This window comes from Synechococcus sp. R5-12, from assembly GCF_047502655.1.
In the GTDB taxonomy this organism is placed as follows: Bacteria; Cyanobacteriota; Cyanobacteriia; order Thermostichales; family Thermostichaceae; genus Thermostichus.
This window is the reverse complement of record NZ_JANSIM010000252.1, coordinates 1-15,370: the sequence shown is the minus strand read 5'-3', so window position 1 is coordinate 15,370 and position 15,370 is coordinate 1. Positions and strand designations below refer to the sequence as shown.

Here is a 15,370-nt window from a genome sequence, read left to right as displayed (position 1 = left end):
TTCAGTATAGTTGAGCTTATTATTGACTAGAGTCATGCTCTTCTGGGGAAATTTCTTGATCGGCCATGACGGCATTGAGGATCTGCTGTTGTTCAGCGCGAGTTAAGACCTTATCTGCCAAAGCCCGGTTAATCAAAGCTCTGGGCTCAGACGGTTGAGAGGGTTCCACCGTTTTTCTCCTAGCGCTGGAGGGCAAGGGATCCCATAATGGGGTTCTGGATCCAAGAAGCAATGGACAGCGGCCCACCACCCAGTATAACGGTACGGCTGTGGAAACCCAGGTATCCTCAAAAGACCAGAGATCCCAACCTGTGGGGGTGATTGGCGGCGGGCAGTTGGCGCAGATGTTGGCCTTGGCAGCTCGCCAGATGGGGATCCCGCTGGTGGTGCAGGCTGCTGCTCCCACCGATCCGGCGGTGGCAGTGGCCGATGGGGTGGTTTGGGGATCCACAGCCGACAGCCAGGCCACGGCCCAGTTGTTGGAGCGCTGCCCGGTGGTTACTTTTGAAAACGAGTTTATCCCTCTGCCGGAGCTGAAAAAACTGGATCCGGAGGGATCCCGCTTTCGTCCCAGCCTCAGCACGCTAGAGCCGCTGCTGGACAAGTTGCACCAACGGCAGTTCCTGGCGCGGTTGGGGTTGCCGGTGCCGACTTTTTTTCCGCTGGAGGCGGTGTTGGATTCGGCAGACCTGGCTGGACTGGGCTTTCCGGTGGTGCTCAAGCGACGGCGGCAGGGCTACGATGGGCAGGGCACCCGCATCTTGCACGAGCGAGCGGCTTTGCAGCAGGCCCTTAGCCAATCTGAGGGGATCCCGCTATTGCTGGAGGAATGGATCCCGTTTGAGCGGGAGTTGGCGGTGATGGTGGCGCGGGGGCTGAAGGGAGAGATCCGGGTTTATCCGGTGGTGGAAACTGTGCAGATTGAGCAAATCTGCCGCCATGTCCTGGTGCCTGCCCGCATCCCCCCAACCACCGAGGCCGAGATCCGGCGCTTGGCAGCCGATCTGATGGAAAAATTGGGTGCAGTTGGCGTGTTTGGCATCGAGCTGTTTTGGGTGCCGCCGCCCCACCCCAAGGCCGGGATCTGGATCAACGAAATCTCGCCGCGGGTCCACAATTCCGGCCACTACACCCTAGAAGCCTGCCGCACCTCACAATTCGAGCAACACCTGCGGGCCATCCTCGGCCTGCCCTTGGGGGATCCCTCCCTCAAGTGTGGGGGGGCAGTGATGGTCAATCTCTTGGGCTATGAGCATGCTACCGGCGATTACCCAGAAAAGCGGCAGCGCCTGGCCCAGCTCCCCAATGCCACGGTGCATTGGTACCACAAAACCCCTGCCCGCCCAGGGCGAAAACTGGGCCATGTAACCGTCTGTCTGCCGACTGCTCCCTCTCCTTTCGAAGCAGCAGCCCTTGTCCGCACCCTCGAATCCCTCTGGTACCCCCAGCCATGAGCCAAGTGTCGGATCCCTCCTTCTCCCCAGACATTCAAGCCCTGATCCAGGCCATGCAACGGCGGGATGTGCCCGCGGTAGCTCAGCAGGTGAACGGCTTGTCCCCTCAAGAGCGCCCCGCCGTGTTGACCCCTGCCCTCCAATACCTGGCCGAGGTGGATCCCGCCAGCGCCCAGTGGTTTGTTCGCCACCTCATGGCCCCTGCGGTCAAAGCGCAACTGCGAGAAGGGATCCTCAAAGCCGCCCAAGACTACCTACAGGAAGCCGGCTTCACCGAAGGGATCGACTACGAATTCAAGCCTGTTCGCGAAAGCGGTGCGGAGTGCCATCCCCAATCGGGGGGCAACATCTTGAGCATCAGCCGCAGAGCCTTGCCCTATGCGGCTCCCGATGACGATCCCTTGGGGCAGTTGTTGTTGGCGGAATTCTGCGAATTGCGAGACTAGGCCACTATGAGCAGTACGAGTTATCGGCTGCAGCTGTTGGACATCACTGCCCTGCCCCAACTGCTGGAGCTGGATCGGCGGTGCTATGGGGGATACTGGGGAGAACAGGGATATCGAGCGGAGCTGGAGCGACCCACAAGCACGGTGATTGGGGTAGTGGCGGAACCCGCTGCCGTTGGCGCTTCGTGTGGCTCGGGCCGAGCCGAGTTTCCCCTTCCCTCTCCAAACCCCACTTCGCCGACGCAGACGACAAAAGAGCTGGTGGGCTTCGGCATTCTCTGGCGCATTGAAGAAGAAGCGCATATCATCTCCTTGGCGGTGGATCCCGAGCACCGGCAACAGGGCTTGGGCCGGCGGATTCTGGAAGAACTGCTGAACCAAGCGAGAGCAGCAGGCTGCCGCTGGGCCACTCTGGAGGTAAAGGCTTCCAATCAAGCGGCAATCCGCCTGTACGAATCGGCAGGGTTTCAACGGCTGGGACGTCGCAAGGGGTATTACAACGGAGAAGATGCGCTGGTGTATTGGAAGAAACCGATTTAGAAAAGCATCAATTGTAAATTGAAGAACTGCAAACGTATTTCGGGATACACCCTAGGTCAGACAGTGAGCAAGCCAATAGGCTAAGCATATCAAGGCTACAGGGGATCCAACCCATTGACCGAGTGTCGATTGCCCGTTTGATTCTTTATATAGGTCATCAAAATGCTCTCATTCTGTGGATGCAAACTGCCCGCTACAGTTCCTCCCAGCAACACTGACTCTAGCCAATGCAGCCGCATCCATCGCACAACAGAGATCCTGACTTAATCTACAAAGCTCCTGCTCGGTGGGGAAAAGCTATAATCTGCGGTATCAACAACTTGAATTCGATCCTTGCCGTTCGATGGCCCATCGGAGCTTTGACTGATGGCTGGAGCCCTTGGGTTAATAGAATGTGAAGTTTTATTTCGAGATCCGACATTTCTGCCTCAATATATATTTTCATATCATATTCCCCCTTTGGCCAACTTGCCTGAAAAAACACTTCAGGTTAACCTACACTTGTTATCTGTCCATCCTGAGCATTTTCAAGCTGTGAGGATCATTATGGACACCTCTGGAAACACCATTGGAGATGAGGCCATCTCTTTTGTCGTCAGTCTTTGGTCTAGGCTTATCGATTTTATGCCCAATCTCCTTGCGGCGATTGTCATCTTAATTCTGGGTTGGATAGTGGCCATGGCAGTAGCCTTCGGCGTTAGAGGACTGCTCAAAAGGACGCAACTGGACAATCGCTTGGCTGCTTGGGTTTTGGGCCAAAAGCCCGGCGAGAAGCTGCCCCAAACGGAGCGCTGGGTGGCCGCTGCCGTCTACTGGGTGATTCTTGCTTTTGTGTTGGTGGCGGTACTGAATGCCCTGCAGCTTCAAGCTGTCTCCGATCCGCTCAACAGGTTTTTGGGGGAAATCTTCGTTTATCTGCCACGGGTGGGTGGGGCGCTGGTGCTGCTGGCTGTGGGCTGGGTGGTGGCCACTGTTGCTCGGCTGGCGGTCATCCAGGGGCTGCGGCGTTTCAACCTCGATGAGCAGTTGGCCCGGCCTCTGCAACAGGAAAGCGCTGCCGGTGAGGCAGGCGTAGAAGGAACCCCGACCGGCCAAGAGGGAGGTGCAGAGGTCACCCCTTTTCTACTGAATGAAACTTTGGGCAATGCCCTTTACTGGCTGATTCTGCTGTTCTTTCTGCCGATCATCCTGGATACCCTGAACCTGCAGGGGCCGCTGCAGCCGGTGCAAAACCTGCTGGATCAGTTGCTGTCGATGGTGCCGCGGATTTTGGGAGCGCTGATCATCGGTGCAGTGGGCTGGTTTTTGGCCCGCATCGTGCGTGGGATCGTCTCCAATTTGTTGGTGGCAGCAGGGGCAAATCGGTTGGGGGCACGCTTTGGCGTTCCCCAGTTGGCCCAGATCGTCGGGACGGTGGTGTATGTCTTGGTGTTGATCCCGGCGGTGATTGCGGCGCTGAATGCCTTGGAAATTCGGGCCATCTCCGATCCGGCAGTGGCGATGCTGGAGCAGGTGTTGCGGGCCATTCCCTTGATCGCGGGATCCGCTTTGATCCTGGCCGTCTTTTACTTGCTGGGGCAATTTTTGGCCAGCTTGGTAACCCAGTTGCTGCAGGCGGTGGGTTTTGACCGTCTGGTCGCGGGGCTGGGCTTGCCCCTGGCCGCTGCTCCTGAGCCTGAAGGGGATCCCGCTGCCAAACGTCGCACTCCCTCCGAGATCGCCGGCTCGGTGGTCTGGGTAGGCGTGGTCTTGTTTGGGGCGGTGCCGGCAGTGGAGTTGCTGCAGTTTGCCGCCCTAACCGACATTGTGCAGGGGCTGTTGCTGATTTCCGGTCGGGTGCTCATCGGCGCCCTGGTGTTTGGGATCGGTCTTTATTTGGCCAATTTGGCCCACTCTATGATCAAGAGCTTGGGTAGCCCTTCCTCAGGGGTACTGGCCCAGGCGGCGCGGGTGGCTATCTTGGTTTTTGTTGGCGCCATGGCCCTGCAGCAGATGGGCGTGGCCACCGACATTGTGGTGTTGGCTTTTGGTCTGGTTCTGGGGGCGATTGCCGTGGCGGTGGCGTTGGCTTTTGGGTTGGGAGGTCGCGATGTAGCTGCCGAGCAGATCCGGCAATGGCTCAAGAGAGAGTGAGAGCCTTTCTCTGTAGACGTTCGATTGCACCTAAAAAATTGCCCCGCCCATCACCGGGCGGGGTTATTGCTGCATCCTCAGGCCAGCTTAAACTGCCTCTGGAACTTTGGCCTCTTCCGCCGCCGCTTCCTGCACCACGATCTTGCCCCGGAACACCACGTAGTTGTAGATGTTGTAGGACAAGATAACCGGGATCAGAAAGCCAATAAAGGTGAGCATAAACACCAGCGAGCTGGGGGAGGCCGCCGCTTCGTAGATGGTGACGCTGGGGGGGATGATGTTGGGGAAGACCATGAACCCCAAGCCGATAAAAGAAAGCGCAAAGATCAAAAAAGTGTAAACCAAAACGCTATTTTCTTCCCGCCGGCGCAGGCTGCGCAGCAACAACGCCACCAACAAAAGTCCCAGAACTGGGATGGCAGCAAAGATGTAGAAAAGGGGGGGCGAGAAAAGCTGAGCACGCGCCTGCTCGGACATGATAGGAGTGCTGATGGTGATAAACACTGCCCCCAGTAAAGTTGTCCAGGTGGCGATGGTTGCCGTCTTGTAGTAGGTTTCCTGAAGCTCGCCGGTGGTCTTAACGATTAGGTAGGCTGAGCCGATTAACACATAGCCCTGGATCAAAGTAAGAGCCACCAACAGCGTGCGCCAGGTCAGCCAATCCCAGGGGCTGCCGGCAAAGTGGCCGGCTTCGTCCACGCGGATCCCTTCGAAGACGCTGCCCAAGGCAAATCCCTGGCCCAAGGCTGCCAAAAAGCTGCCCACTCCAAAGGCTAGGTTCCACACCAACTTGTCGTCGGCGTTTTCCCGAAACTCGAAGGAAACGGCCCGCAAGATCAGGCCCACCACCATGATCACCAAGGGTATGTAGAGGGCATTGAGAATGGTGGCGTAGGCGAGAGGAAAAGATCCAAATAGGGATCCCCCCATCAACACCAGCCACGTCTCGTTGGCATCCCAAACATTGCCCAAGCTGGTCATGAGAATGCTGCGCCGCGTCTCGCTGGAGGCCGTCAGGGAGAGGATACCAACTCCCAGATCAAACCCGTCCAGCAGAACGTAGAGAAATAGGAATAGGCCCAGGATAAAAAACCAAACCTGGGGCAGAAACCGCTGTAAAGGCTCAAAAGATTCCATCGCTGTTCCCTCTGCTTTGAGTATTTCTGACCAGTGCGAGACAGTTCCCGATGGCGATCCCCAGTCCCTCTCCCTCTAGGGAAGGGAAGTTGGGAGTTGACGTAGCGAAGGGTTTCACTGCTGTGGGGAATGGGCCTGCTACGTTGCCCTGTTGCTACTTGGAGTCACCAGTTAGATGGCTACCAAACTGCTGCTACCGAGCTTCTGCAGGACGGCGATCTGGCTCGTGGCGGGCAGGCTCGACCACGATCACCGGCTGCGTTGCCGGGACAGGGGCGGGCAACTCCAGGTTTGGCCCTTCGCGGATGATGCGGCTGCCAAAGTAGAGAGCGGCAACGAAGAACACAGTGTACAACGCGGTCAGGCCAACCAGAGAAAACAGCACTTCTCCTGCCGGCAGGGGCGAAACCGATTCCACCGTGCGCAGTTGTCCATACACAATCCAGGGCTGCCGACCCACACAGCGGACGATCCAACCGGTTTCAACGGCGATGTATCCCAGGGGTGCTGCGAAGATCCAAGCTCTCATCAGCCACTTTTGCTGAGAAAGGGCCTCCACTGAGAGCTTGCCCCTCAGCCATTGCACAAGGGTAACTCCGACAAGCCCGGCTAGGAGGAGGCCAATGGCCACCATTGTCCTAAAGGAGTAGTAGATGAGGCCAACCATGTGGGGACGATTTTGGGGATCCCAGCTTTTGAGCCCTTGAATGGGTCGATCCAGCCTGGGTTTGAACTCCAGCAGATAGCCCAGCGCGCCAGGGATCTTCACCTCCCACTCGTTGCGCTCTTCGCGGTCGTTGGGCACAGCCAACAGGCTCCAGTCTGCCCGCTCGCCGGCAGGGATCGTCTCCCACTGGGCCTCCATGGCCGCCAGCTTGGCCGGCTGATAGCGATAGACTTGCTCCGCGCTCAGATGGCCGACGAACACCTGCAAAGGGGCGACCACCAGGGCCATCGCCAAGACCACTTTGAGGGAGCGGGAGAAAAACTCGCTGTGCCGCCGCTTGAGAATGTACCAGGCACTGATGCCACCGATAACAAACAAAGAGGTTTCCAAGGTGGCAAAAAACATGTGCAGAAAGCTGTTGACCATGAAGGGGTTGACAATAGCTTGCAGGTAGTCCCGCACCACAAATTTCCCATCGACGAACACGCCACCTGCCGGTGTCTGCAGCCAAGAGTTGGCCGTCAGGATCCAAAAGGTGGATAAGTTGGCGCCAAAGGCCACCAGGATCGTCGAGATCCAGTGAATCACCGGCGGGACGCGCTCCCAGCCGAACAGCATGATCCCCAGAAAGCTGGCCTCCAGCATAAAGGCCATCGTGCCCTCAAAGCCCAGGATGGTTCCAAAAAAATCTCCCACCGCTTCGGAAAAGGGTGCCCAGTTCATGCCAAACTGAAAGGCCATTGGCAAGCCTGAGGCCACGCCAATACCGAAGTTCAACACATAGAGTTTTGACCAGAAACGGGCGTGGCGGTAGTAATCTAAGTTGCGGGTTTTCAGCCAAAGTCCCTCAATAACAACAAGGTAAATGGCCATCCCCGTTGTTAAAACCGGCCACAACATGTGAAAAATGGCCGTGAGGGCAAATTGTAGCCGAGAAAGTGCGACGGTGTCTAGAAACATAATTTGTACCAAGTTTAGGTGGATTGATTCATGCAGCTTTTTCCGACAACATCTGCTGCAATTGATACAGCTACATCTCTTGCATGAAAAACATCTTGCTGACTGGCAGACATCGGATGAGGCCGGGAAAGCCGCGCTTTGTGGTTCCTTCTAACATCGAATCTTGGCCAAGACAATCGACAAGCCGTCCGACTCTAAAGGTTAATTTTAGGATTCTGTGAGATATAGACCTTTTTTTGTAATTTGGACTACAAAGCAAAAAGCCCTCTGTGAACCTAGCGGCCAAAAACTGGCAGGCCATTGACATAGGGTTCTGGTTTTCTTCGTCTTTAAACAACAAAACTGTTGTCCCAATAGATCGAGGAGCAATTCCCAGCAAGGGGCGACTTCCCGTCTACAGCTCCAGCAGACGGCTGCTGATTGTCCCCGGAGCCTGCCAGAATTGGGATCCCTGCTTGTTGGGATCGCAGTTTGCAGTGTGGGGTGGAAGATGTCGTTTATCCCGCTGGTGCGCTTTCTGGCCCAATCTGGCTTGATGCAAGAGTTGGCCGCCCGGTTGAGATCACGGCGACAGGCAAATCTGCAGGGGGCAGGGCGGATTGCCAAGGGGTTGATCGCCTCGGCTTTGGCCCAGCAGGAGGGAAGATCCCTGCTGGTGGTCACTGCCACGCTGGAAGAAGCGGGCCGGTGGACAGCGCAATTGGAGGGCATGGGCTGGGAGAGTGTGCAGCTCTACCCTACTTCAGAGGCTTCCCCCTACGAACCTTTTGACCTGGAACCGGAGCTGGTGTGGGGCCAGTTTCAGGTGCTGGCCGATTGCCTCCAGGGGAAGAAGGGCATGGCCATTGTGGCGACAGAGCGGGCCCTCCAACCCCACCTTCCCCCTCCAGAGGTGTTTCGGGCCTTTTGCCTCAAGCTGGAACCCGGCTTGGAGATGTCGCCGCAGCAGTTGGGGCAGCAGTTGGCTCGTCTGGGCTATCGGCGGGTAAGCCTGGTGGAAAGCGAAGGGGAGTGGAGCCAGAGAGGCGATATTCTCGACGTTTTCCCGGTGGCCTGCGAGTGGCCGGTGCGGCTGGAGTGGTTTGGCAACGAGCTGGAGAGGCTGCGGGAGTTTGACCCAGTCAGCCAGCGCTCCCAAGATGGGATCCCCCATGTCTGGCTAACTCCCACCGGCTACGGACCCATCCTCTGGCCAGCGCTGCAGGAAAAAGCCGATCAGCTCTCCCAGGGCCTACGGCAGCAGTTGGAGCAGTCGCCGTCTCCTCCGGAGGGCTTGCGCCGTTTTCTCGGCCTGCTCTACGATCCGCCAGCCAACCTGCTGAGCTATCTGGATCCCGAGGCTTTGATCCTGATCGACGAGCCGGAGCAGTGCCAAGCCCACAGCCGGCAGTGGCTAAGCCACGCCCAGGAGCAGTGGCAGCTGGCCCGGGCCAGCGAGCCAGCTCTGGTGCCTTTCCACCGCCCCTTCGATCTCCATGCTCCCGACTGGGATCCCTTCCCCTGCCTGTTGGCCCGCACCTTTGCCCCTGCTGGCGAAGCCGAAGCTGCCCTTGACCTAAAAAGCCGGCCTGTGCCTACTGCTCCCCACCAGTTTGGATCCCTGGCCAAAACCCTGCGCGAGTACCGCAAGCAGCAGTTGCAGGTGTGGATCCTCTCTGCCCAGCCCTCCCGCACCGTAGCTCTGCTGCAGGAACACGACTGCCCCGCCCAGTACGTGCCCAATCCCAAAGACTTCCCGGCCATCGAGCGGCAGCTGCAGTCTTACACCCCAGTGGCCCTCAAGTATTCCGGCCTGGCCGAGCTGGAGGGGGTTCTCCTGCCCACCTTGGGGTGGGTGGTGCTCACCGACCGCGAGTTTTTCGGCCAGCACAGCCTGGCCACCCCTACTTATGTGCGCAAGCGCCGCCAGGCCAGCTCTCGCCAGGTGGATCCCAACCTGCTCAAGCCAGGGGATTTTGTCGTTCACAAGGCCCATGGCATTGGCCAGTTTCTGCGCTTAGAAAGCCTCACCATTGGGGGCGAAACCCGCGAGTACCTGGTTATTCAATACAGCGATGGCCTGTTGCGGGTGGCTGCCGACCAGGTCAACTCCCTTTCCCGCTACCGCGCCAGCGGGGATGGACCACCTGCCCTGCACAAGATGTCCGGCAGCACCTGGGAAAAGACCAAACAGAAGGTGAAAAAGAGCCTGCGAAAAGTGGCCTTTGACCTGCTGCAGCTCTATGCCAAACGTGCCGAACAGGAGGGCTATGCCTTCCCGCCCGATTCTCCTTGGCAACAGGAGCTGGAAGATTCTTTCCCCTATCCCCTGACGCCGGATCAACTCCGAGCTGTCCAGGAGATCAAGCGGGATATGGAATCTCCACGCCCTATGGATCGGCTGCTGTGTGGGGACGTGGGCTTTGGCAAAACAGAGGTGGCAATCCGTGCCATTTTCAAAGCCGTAACCGCCGGCAAGCAAGTAGCTCTCCTGGCGCCAACCACCATTCTTACCCAGCAGCACTACCACACCCTCAAAGAGCGCTTTGCTCCCTATCCTATTCAAGTGGGCTTGCTCAACCGCTTCCGCACCTCGGAGGAGAAAAAAGAAATCCTATCCCGTCTCAAGAGTGGCGAACTGGATGTTGTGGTGGGCACCCACCAGCTTTTGGGCAAGGATGTGCAATTTCGGGATTTAGGCCTTTTGGTTATTGACGAAGAGCAGCGCTTTGGCGTCAACCAAAAAGAGAAAATCAAACTTCTCAAAACCCAGGTGGATGTACTCACCCTCACCGCCACCCCTATTCCCCGCACTCTGTATATGGCCTTGTCGGGTTTGCGGGAAATGAGCTTGATCCAAACTCCGCCTCCTTCCCGCCGGCCTATCAAAACTCACCTTTCTCCCTACAACCCCGAAGTCATCCGCACGGCTATCCGCCAAGAGTTGGATCGCGGCGGTCAAGTCTTCTATGTCGTCAACCGCATTGAAGGCATCGAAGAAACCAGTGCCAAATTGCGGGAGTGGGTGCCCGGTGCTCGCATTGCCATTGCCCACGGGCAGATGCCGGAAGGGGAGCTAGAGGCAACGATGCTGGCTTTTAACAATGGGGAAATCGATATCCTGGTCTGCACGACGATTATCGAATCCGGTTTGGATATTCCCCGCGTCAACACCATTTTGATTGAAAATGCTCAGGAGTTTGGATTGGCTCAGCTATACCAGCTGCGGGGGCGGGTGGGCCGGGCTGGGATCCAAGCCCATGCTTGGCTGTTTTACCGAGAAGACGGGATCCTCACCGAGGAGGCCCGCAAACGCCTACAGGCCATTCAGGAATTTACCCAACTGGGATCCGGCTATCAGTTGGCAATGCGGGATATGGAAATTCGTGGCATTGGCAACCTGCTGGGAACGGAACAATCCGGGCAAGTCAATGCGGTGGGCTTCGATCTTTACCTGGAAATGCTGCAAGAAGCCATTCGAGAAATTCGCGGCCAGGAGATCCCACAGGTGGAGGACACACAAATTGACCTCAATGTAACCGCTATGATCCCGCAAAGCTATATTCCCGACGAAGATCAAAAGATGCAGGCTTATCGACAACTGGCCGCTGCCGGCTCTCGGGTCGAGCTGTTGCAAATTGCCCAAGAATGGCAAGACCGCTTTGGCCCCCTGCCCAAGCCTACCCAGGAGCTGCTGCGGGTAATGGAGCTGAAGGTGCTGGCCCGAGCCCTGGGCTTTTCCCGCATCAAACCGGCCAAAGAGCATGTGCTTTTGGAAACCCCCATGGAGGAGCCCGCTTGGAATCGCCTGAAAGAGGCCCTGCCCACTCACCTGCAGCCTCGCTTTGTCTACCAACCGGGCAAGGTGACGGTGCGAGGGCTGGGGATGGTACCGGCAGCGCAGCAACTGGAGAGCCTTTTGCAGTGGCTGGACAAGATGAGCCTGGCCCTGAGCCGGATGGAGGCTGGGATCCCAATGACCCCCTAGATCTTGCCGGATCCCTCTCGAGGCGGGCCCATGCTCTGGTGTGAGAGAGTGGAATGGCCGGCCCTCCTCTCTTCAGCGCTCCTTTTTGCATCGGCTTCGCGTTTGCATCGGGTTCGCGTCATGAAAGTTCTAGAAGCTCACCACCTCCAAAAAACCTACCGGCAAGGAGGCAGGGAGGTGCGGGCGGTGGTGGATGTCTCCCTGACGCTGGCAGCAGGGGAGATCCTGGCTTTTTTGGGGCCCAACGGGGCCGGCAAGACCACCACCATTAAGATGATTGCCGGCCTGATCCAACCCGACGCGGGCACAGTGTGCGTTCTCGGACGGGATCCCCACAGGGATCCTGGCACATTGGCCCAAGTAGGGGCGGTGCTGGAAGGCAACCGCAACCTCTACTGGCGGCTGACCCCCCTCCAGAACTTGGAGTACTTTGGCGTGCTGCGAGGGCTACCCCCCAGAACCGCCCGGCAACGGGGGCTAGAGCTCCTGGAGACCTTTGCCCTGTGGGAAAAGCGGGATGTTGCCGTGCAAACCCTTTCGCGGGGTATGCAGCAGAAGGTGGCCATTGCCGTTGCCCTCCTGCACCAGCCGGCCCTGTTGTTGCTGGATGAGCCCACCCTAGGGCTGGACGTGGAAGCCGCCCAAGCGGTGAAATCCCTCATCCGCCAAATTGCCGCTTCGGGTCGAGCCATCTTGCTCACCACCCATCAACTGGATATTGCGGAAGCGCTCTCGGATCAGGTAGCCGTTATTCGACAAGGGGTGATCATCGCCCAAGCCCCCACGCGCGAGTTCATCCGGAACTTTGCCGGCGCCGTCAGCACTTATCGGATCGAGCTGGAACAGGGGCTGGATCCCTGGAGGTTTGAACAACTGGCCCGCCAAGGGGTGGAGATTCTCGGATCCCATCGGGTGCGGTTCAGCGGCCCGCCAGAGATGCTCTATCAGGTGCTGGAGATCTTGAAGCCTTTGCCCTTGCTCAGCCTCAAACGAGAGGAAGCCGATCTCACCCATATTTTCCTCGAGTTGTTGAAAAGGGGAGAGGGGCAAGGATGATGCCGGTGATACACCTGTTTTGGGCTGAACTGAAGCGGGCCTGGATCCAGTACATTCGCTATCCGGCGGAGGCCCTGGGCGGGATCCTGATCACCACGTTCTTCTTCTATGCCCTCTTTGCCGGCGCCCAATATGTGGCAGGGCCTGCCTCCCAATTTGGCAAACGGCTGGACGCGGTGGTGATCGGCTATGTGCTCTGGACGCTGGTCATTTTTGTGGTGAACGACATCGCCCTCAACCTGCAGGTGGAAGCCCAGACAGGCACCTTGGAGCAGGTGTTGCTCTCGCCATTTTCGGCAGCCACTCTCTTCTTGGCGCGGGCTTGTGCCAGCTTGGTGTTGCGCTTTTCCATTGTCGTCGTCATTCTGGGCGTCATCTTATTGCTGACGGGCAGCCGGTTGCGGTTTCCCCCTGCTCTGGTGTTGCCTCTGGTGAGCGTGGTGCTGGGGGCCTACGGTTTTTCGTTTTTGCTGGGATCCGCTGCTCTAATTTGGAAGCGAATTCAGCAGCTTTTAATTATCAGCCAATTCGGCCTGCTTTTCCTGTTGGCTGCTCCCACGGAAGAATGGCCGGGATCCCTGAGGTGGCTAGGGCAAAGTCTGCCCATGACGGCGGGGGCTGGGCTGTTACGCGACGTAATGGTGCGCGAGGTAGGGCTGGATCCCGTGCGGCTGATCATGGCTCTAGCCAGCGGCATTTTCTACTTCGGCCTGGGTCTGCTGGCCTTTCGCCGGGCGGTTCGGGCAGCCAAGCGCCGAGGGATCCTGGGATCTCAGTAGAGGTCTGCAGGAGGGCATCTAGAGCGAACGTTGGTTGGGGGAGCGGTGCAGCAGGTGAGGGAAGTGGTATTCTACCGCTCCAGTGACCGGGTTGTTTTCGGGGAAAGCCATGCTCCGCCGGCTCAGCTCTTGCAACGCTTTTTCAATTTCGTCAAAGTCGGCAGGTAAGTCGATAGCGATTTCCGAAAGGGTGAGGATCCCTTGCCGCTGTTGGGCCAGCCGCAGAATCTCCCGCATCAGAGCTTGACCTTTGAGGGGCTGAGGAGGTGCTGAGGTGGTTTTTGAGGAAGCTGGGGATGGGGAGGGTCGGGATCCCTGCAGGACGGCCAGCTTGAAGTTGTAGTTCTCCACCATGCCTGGGATCAAAAACAGGTCAATTAACTGGCCAAAGCCCAGCAGGCCAAAGGTGAACAGCCAGAGGATGCCTGTTCCAGTCTTGCCCAGGTAGAAGCGATGGACGCCACAGATCCCGAAGATGCCCAACGCCCAGAGGATATAGGCAGTACCGACAGACTTGGGTTCAGCGGGGGGCAGCAGGTAGCGAGAACTCATGGGGATTTGACGAGATAACTCCGAGCGGGTACTTCCAGTTTGTCATCTTCTGGCCTGGACGGGCAGAAGAGAACCGGCGTGATCTCTGCAAGCAAGCTGGGATCCCTTCTACGCTCTTGTCTGAGGGAGGGCAGCCTCAACGGGAAAACAACCGGAATAATGAGATCCAAGTCCCCCAGGCTCAAAGAACTCCGTCTCCCGCTCACGCAAGCAGTGGACATGCCTATAGAAGGCAAGGGAAAGTCGATGTTTGAGCCAATTTTAATCGGGTTGAGCGCTGTGCTCTGGGGCCTCCTCTGGGGCTACGCTACACTGCTGGTTGTGCTGGTGAACTTTAAGGAGCAAGGATCGGTTTACGCCTACCCTATGCAGGCGGTGCTGGATCGCTTTGTCGAATCCTTGGGGCTGGGCTGGCTTAAGGATCTGCATGCCCTGCAACTGAGGCCGCTGCGCCGGATCAGCTATGCTCTGTTTGGTGCCGTCACCCTAGGGGTGGCTTTCATGCTCTGGGTGTTGGGGTGAGGCGATGACCAGATCGACAGGCGCATTCCCGCAGCAACTGCAAATGCGTTAACCCAACCCGAGTTCTCGACAGGCCCATAATGACCGCTGCCCAACTGGTTGCTATTCTCTCCACTGCCATTGCCACCGCCACACCGGTGGTCTTCGCCTGTGTGGGGGAAACCATTACCGAGCGGGCAGGGGTGATCAACCTCTCCGCAGAGGGGACGATCATGCTGGCCGCCATGGTTGGGTTCGCCGTGGCCAAGCTGACGGGAAGTCTGGCGTTGGGCTTTTTGGCTGCCGCCGCGGTGGGAGCGCTGTTTGCTGGGATCGTGGCCTTTGGCTCGCTGACCCTGAAGGGATCCCAAATTGCCATTGGTTTCGTCTTGACCCTATTGGGGGCGGATTTGTCTTCCTTTTTGGGCAATCCGTTCGTGCGGATCCCAGGGCCAACGGTGCCCAGTCTGCCCATCCCCTTCCTGAGAGAGGTGCCGCTGCTGGGGCCACTCCTGTTCCAAGGGGATCTGTTGCTGTACGCCAGCTACGCGCTCATCGGGGGAACTTGGTTCTTTTTGTATCGCACTCAGCCTGGCCTGATGTTGCGGGCTATGGGAGAACAGCCGGCGGCGGCTTTTGCCCGCGGCACCGATGTCATTTTCTGGCGCTATGTTTACACCCTTGTGGGGGGATCCCTATTGGGCTTGGCGGGGGCTGCCTTTTCTCTGGATTTCAAGGCCGGCTGGAGCCACCGACATACAGCAGGGTATGGCTGGATTGCTTTGGCCATCGTCATCTTCGGTGGCTGGAACCCCTTGCGGGTAGCCCTGGGGGCCTACCTGTTCGGCATTTTGCAGTCCTTTGCCGGAGTTGCCCAGACTACCATCCGCGCCGTGCCCACCCAAGTTTTTACGGTGGCCCCCTTCGTGTTGATGATTTTGGTGTTGGTGCTCACTTCTGGGGAATGGTGGGAGTGCGGCTTGCGCGGGATCCCACCTCGGCTGCGGCGCTGGATCCAGCAGGCGGTGAAGGCCACGCCGCCGGCAGCTCTGGGGCAGCCGTTTGAACCGGGCTAGAGGTTGCTTCCGGCACTGCGGCTTGGGGGTCGCTGATCAGCCGGATCGGAGAGGGGAATGTAAACTACCCGACTCCGACCGCTAAAGCGGTACGGAGCGGGC

At 58.1% G+C, this 15,370-nt stretch carries 13 protein-coding genes; 9 read left to right on the top strand and 4 right to left on the bottom strand.

Translation table 11 applies throughout. The features are described from left to right. Positions 1–19 precede the first annotated feature (19 nt). Positions 20–169, bottom strand: a complete 150-nt coding sequence (locus tag NW843_RS12750) for a hypothetical protein (RefSeq protein ID WP_414375456.1) — start codon at positions 167–169, stop codon at positions 20–22. A gap of 142 nt (positions 170–311) precedes the next feature. Here NW843_RS12750 and NW843_RS12745 point away from each other — a divergent pair, with 142 nt between their 5' ends. From NW843_RS12745 to NW843_RS12730, 4 genes are all read left to right on the top strand, one after another. Then, the gene (locus NW843_RS12745) at positions 312–1,454 is read left to right on the top strand and encodes a 5-(carboxyamino)imidazole ribonucleotide synthase (protein WP_414417006.1); all 1,143 of its coding nucleotides are present in this window, start codon (positions 312–314) and stop codon (positions 1,452–1,454) included. Further along, a complete protein-coding gene (locus tag NW843_RS12740; RefSeq protein WP_414523127.1) occupies positions 1,451–1,900 on the top strand; it encodes a hypothetical protein in 450 nt (149 codons plus the stop codon). The genes NW843_RS12745 and NW843_RS12740 overlap by 4 nt, the downstream gene beginning before the upstream one ends. A 6-nt stretch (positions 1,901–1,906) precedes the next feature. Beyond that, a complete protein-coding gene (gene rimI, locus NW843_RS12735) occupies positions 1,907–2,440 on the top strand; it encodes a ribosomal protein S18-alanine N-acetyltransferase (protein WP_414523126.1) in 534 nt (177 codons plus the stop codon). A gap of 546 nt (positions 2,441–2,986) precedes the next feature. Next, on the top strand, positions 2,987–4,573 hold the full coding sequence (locus NW843_RS12730; protein ID WP_414523125.1) for a mechanosensitive ion channel: 1,587 nt from the start codon (positions 2,987–2,989) through the stop codon (positions 4,571–4,573). Between the two features lie 87 nt (positions 4,574–4,660). On the opposite strand, the gene cydB is transcribed toward NW843_RS12730, so the two are convergent. Both cydB and NW843_RS12720 read right to left on the bottom strand, forming a co-directional pair. Then, positions 4,661–5,710, bottom strand: a complete 1,050-nt coding sequence (gene cydB / locus NW843_RS12725; protein ID WP_414523124.1) for a cytochrome d ubiquinol oxidase subunit II — start codon at positions 5,708–5,710, stop codon at positions 4,661–4,663. 193 nt (positions 5,711–5,903) lie between these two features. Beyond that, positions 5,904–7,337: a cytochrome ubiquinol oxidase subunit I gene (locus NW843_RS12720; RefSeq protein WP_414523123.1), complete on the bottom strand. Its 1,434-nt coding sequence runs from the start codon at positions 7,335–7,337 to the stop codon at positions 5,904–5,906. A gap of 490 nt (positions 7,338–7,827) precedes the next feature. Between NW843_RS12720 and mfd the strand changes: the two genes are divergently transcribed. From mfd to NW843_RS12705, 3 genes are all read left to right on the top strand, one after another. Next, the gene (mfd, locus tag NW843_RS12715) at positions 7,828–11,304 is read left to right on the top strand and encodes a transcription-repair coupling factor (RefSeq protein ID WP_414523122.1); all 3,477 of its coding nucleotides are present in this window, start codon (positions 7,828–7,830) and stop codon (positions 11,302–11,304) included. A 120-nt stretch (positions 11,305–11,424) separates the two neighbouring features. Continuing rightward, the gene (locus tag NW843_RS12710; RefSeq protein WP_414523121.1) at positions 11,425–12,360 is read left to right on the top strand and encodes an ABC transporter ATP-binding protein; all 936 of its coding nucleotides are present in this window, start codon (positions 11,425–11,427) and stop codon (positions 12,358–12,360) included. Next, complete coding sequence (locus NW843_RS12705) at positions 12,357–13,139, top strand: ABC transporter permease (RefSeq protein ID WP_414523120.1); 783 nt, start codon at positions 12,357–12,359, stop codon at positions 13,137–13,139. The genes NW843_RS12710 and NW843_RS12705 overlap by 4 nt, the downstream gene beginning before the upstream one ends. Before the next feature lie 18 nt (positions 13,140–13,157). On the opposite strand, the gene NW843_RS12700 is transcribed toward NW843_RS12705, so the two are convergent. Then, on the bottom strand, positions 13,158–13,691 hold the full coding sequence (locus tag NW843_RS12700) for a TM2 domain-containing protein (RefSeq protein ID WP_414523119.1): 534 nt from the start codon (positions 13,689–13,691) through the stop codon (positions 13,158–13,160). 246 nt (positions 13,692–13,937) lie between these two features. Here NW843_RS12700 and NW843_RS12695 point away from each other — a divergent pair, with 246 nt between their 5' ends. Then, positions 13,938–14,213: a hypothetical protein gene (locus tag NW843_RS12695; RefSeq protein WP_041436392.1), complete on the top strand. Its 276-nt coding sequence runs from the start codon at positions 13,938–13,940 to the stop codon at positions 14,211–14,213. A gap of 80 nt (positions 14,214–14,293) precedes the next feature. Next, positions 14,294–15,268 carry an ABC transporter permease gene (locus NW843_RS12690; protein ID WP_414523118.1) on the top strand — a complete coding sequence of 325 codons (975 nt, stop codon included), beginning with the start codon at positions 14,294–14,296 and terminating at the stop codon, positions 15,266–15,268. The last annotated feature ends 102 nt before the right edge of the window (positions 15,269–15,370 follow it).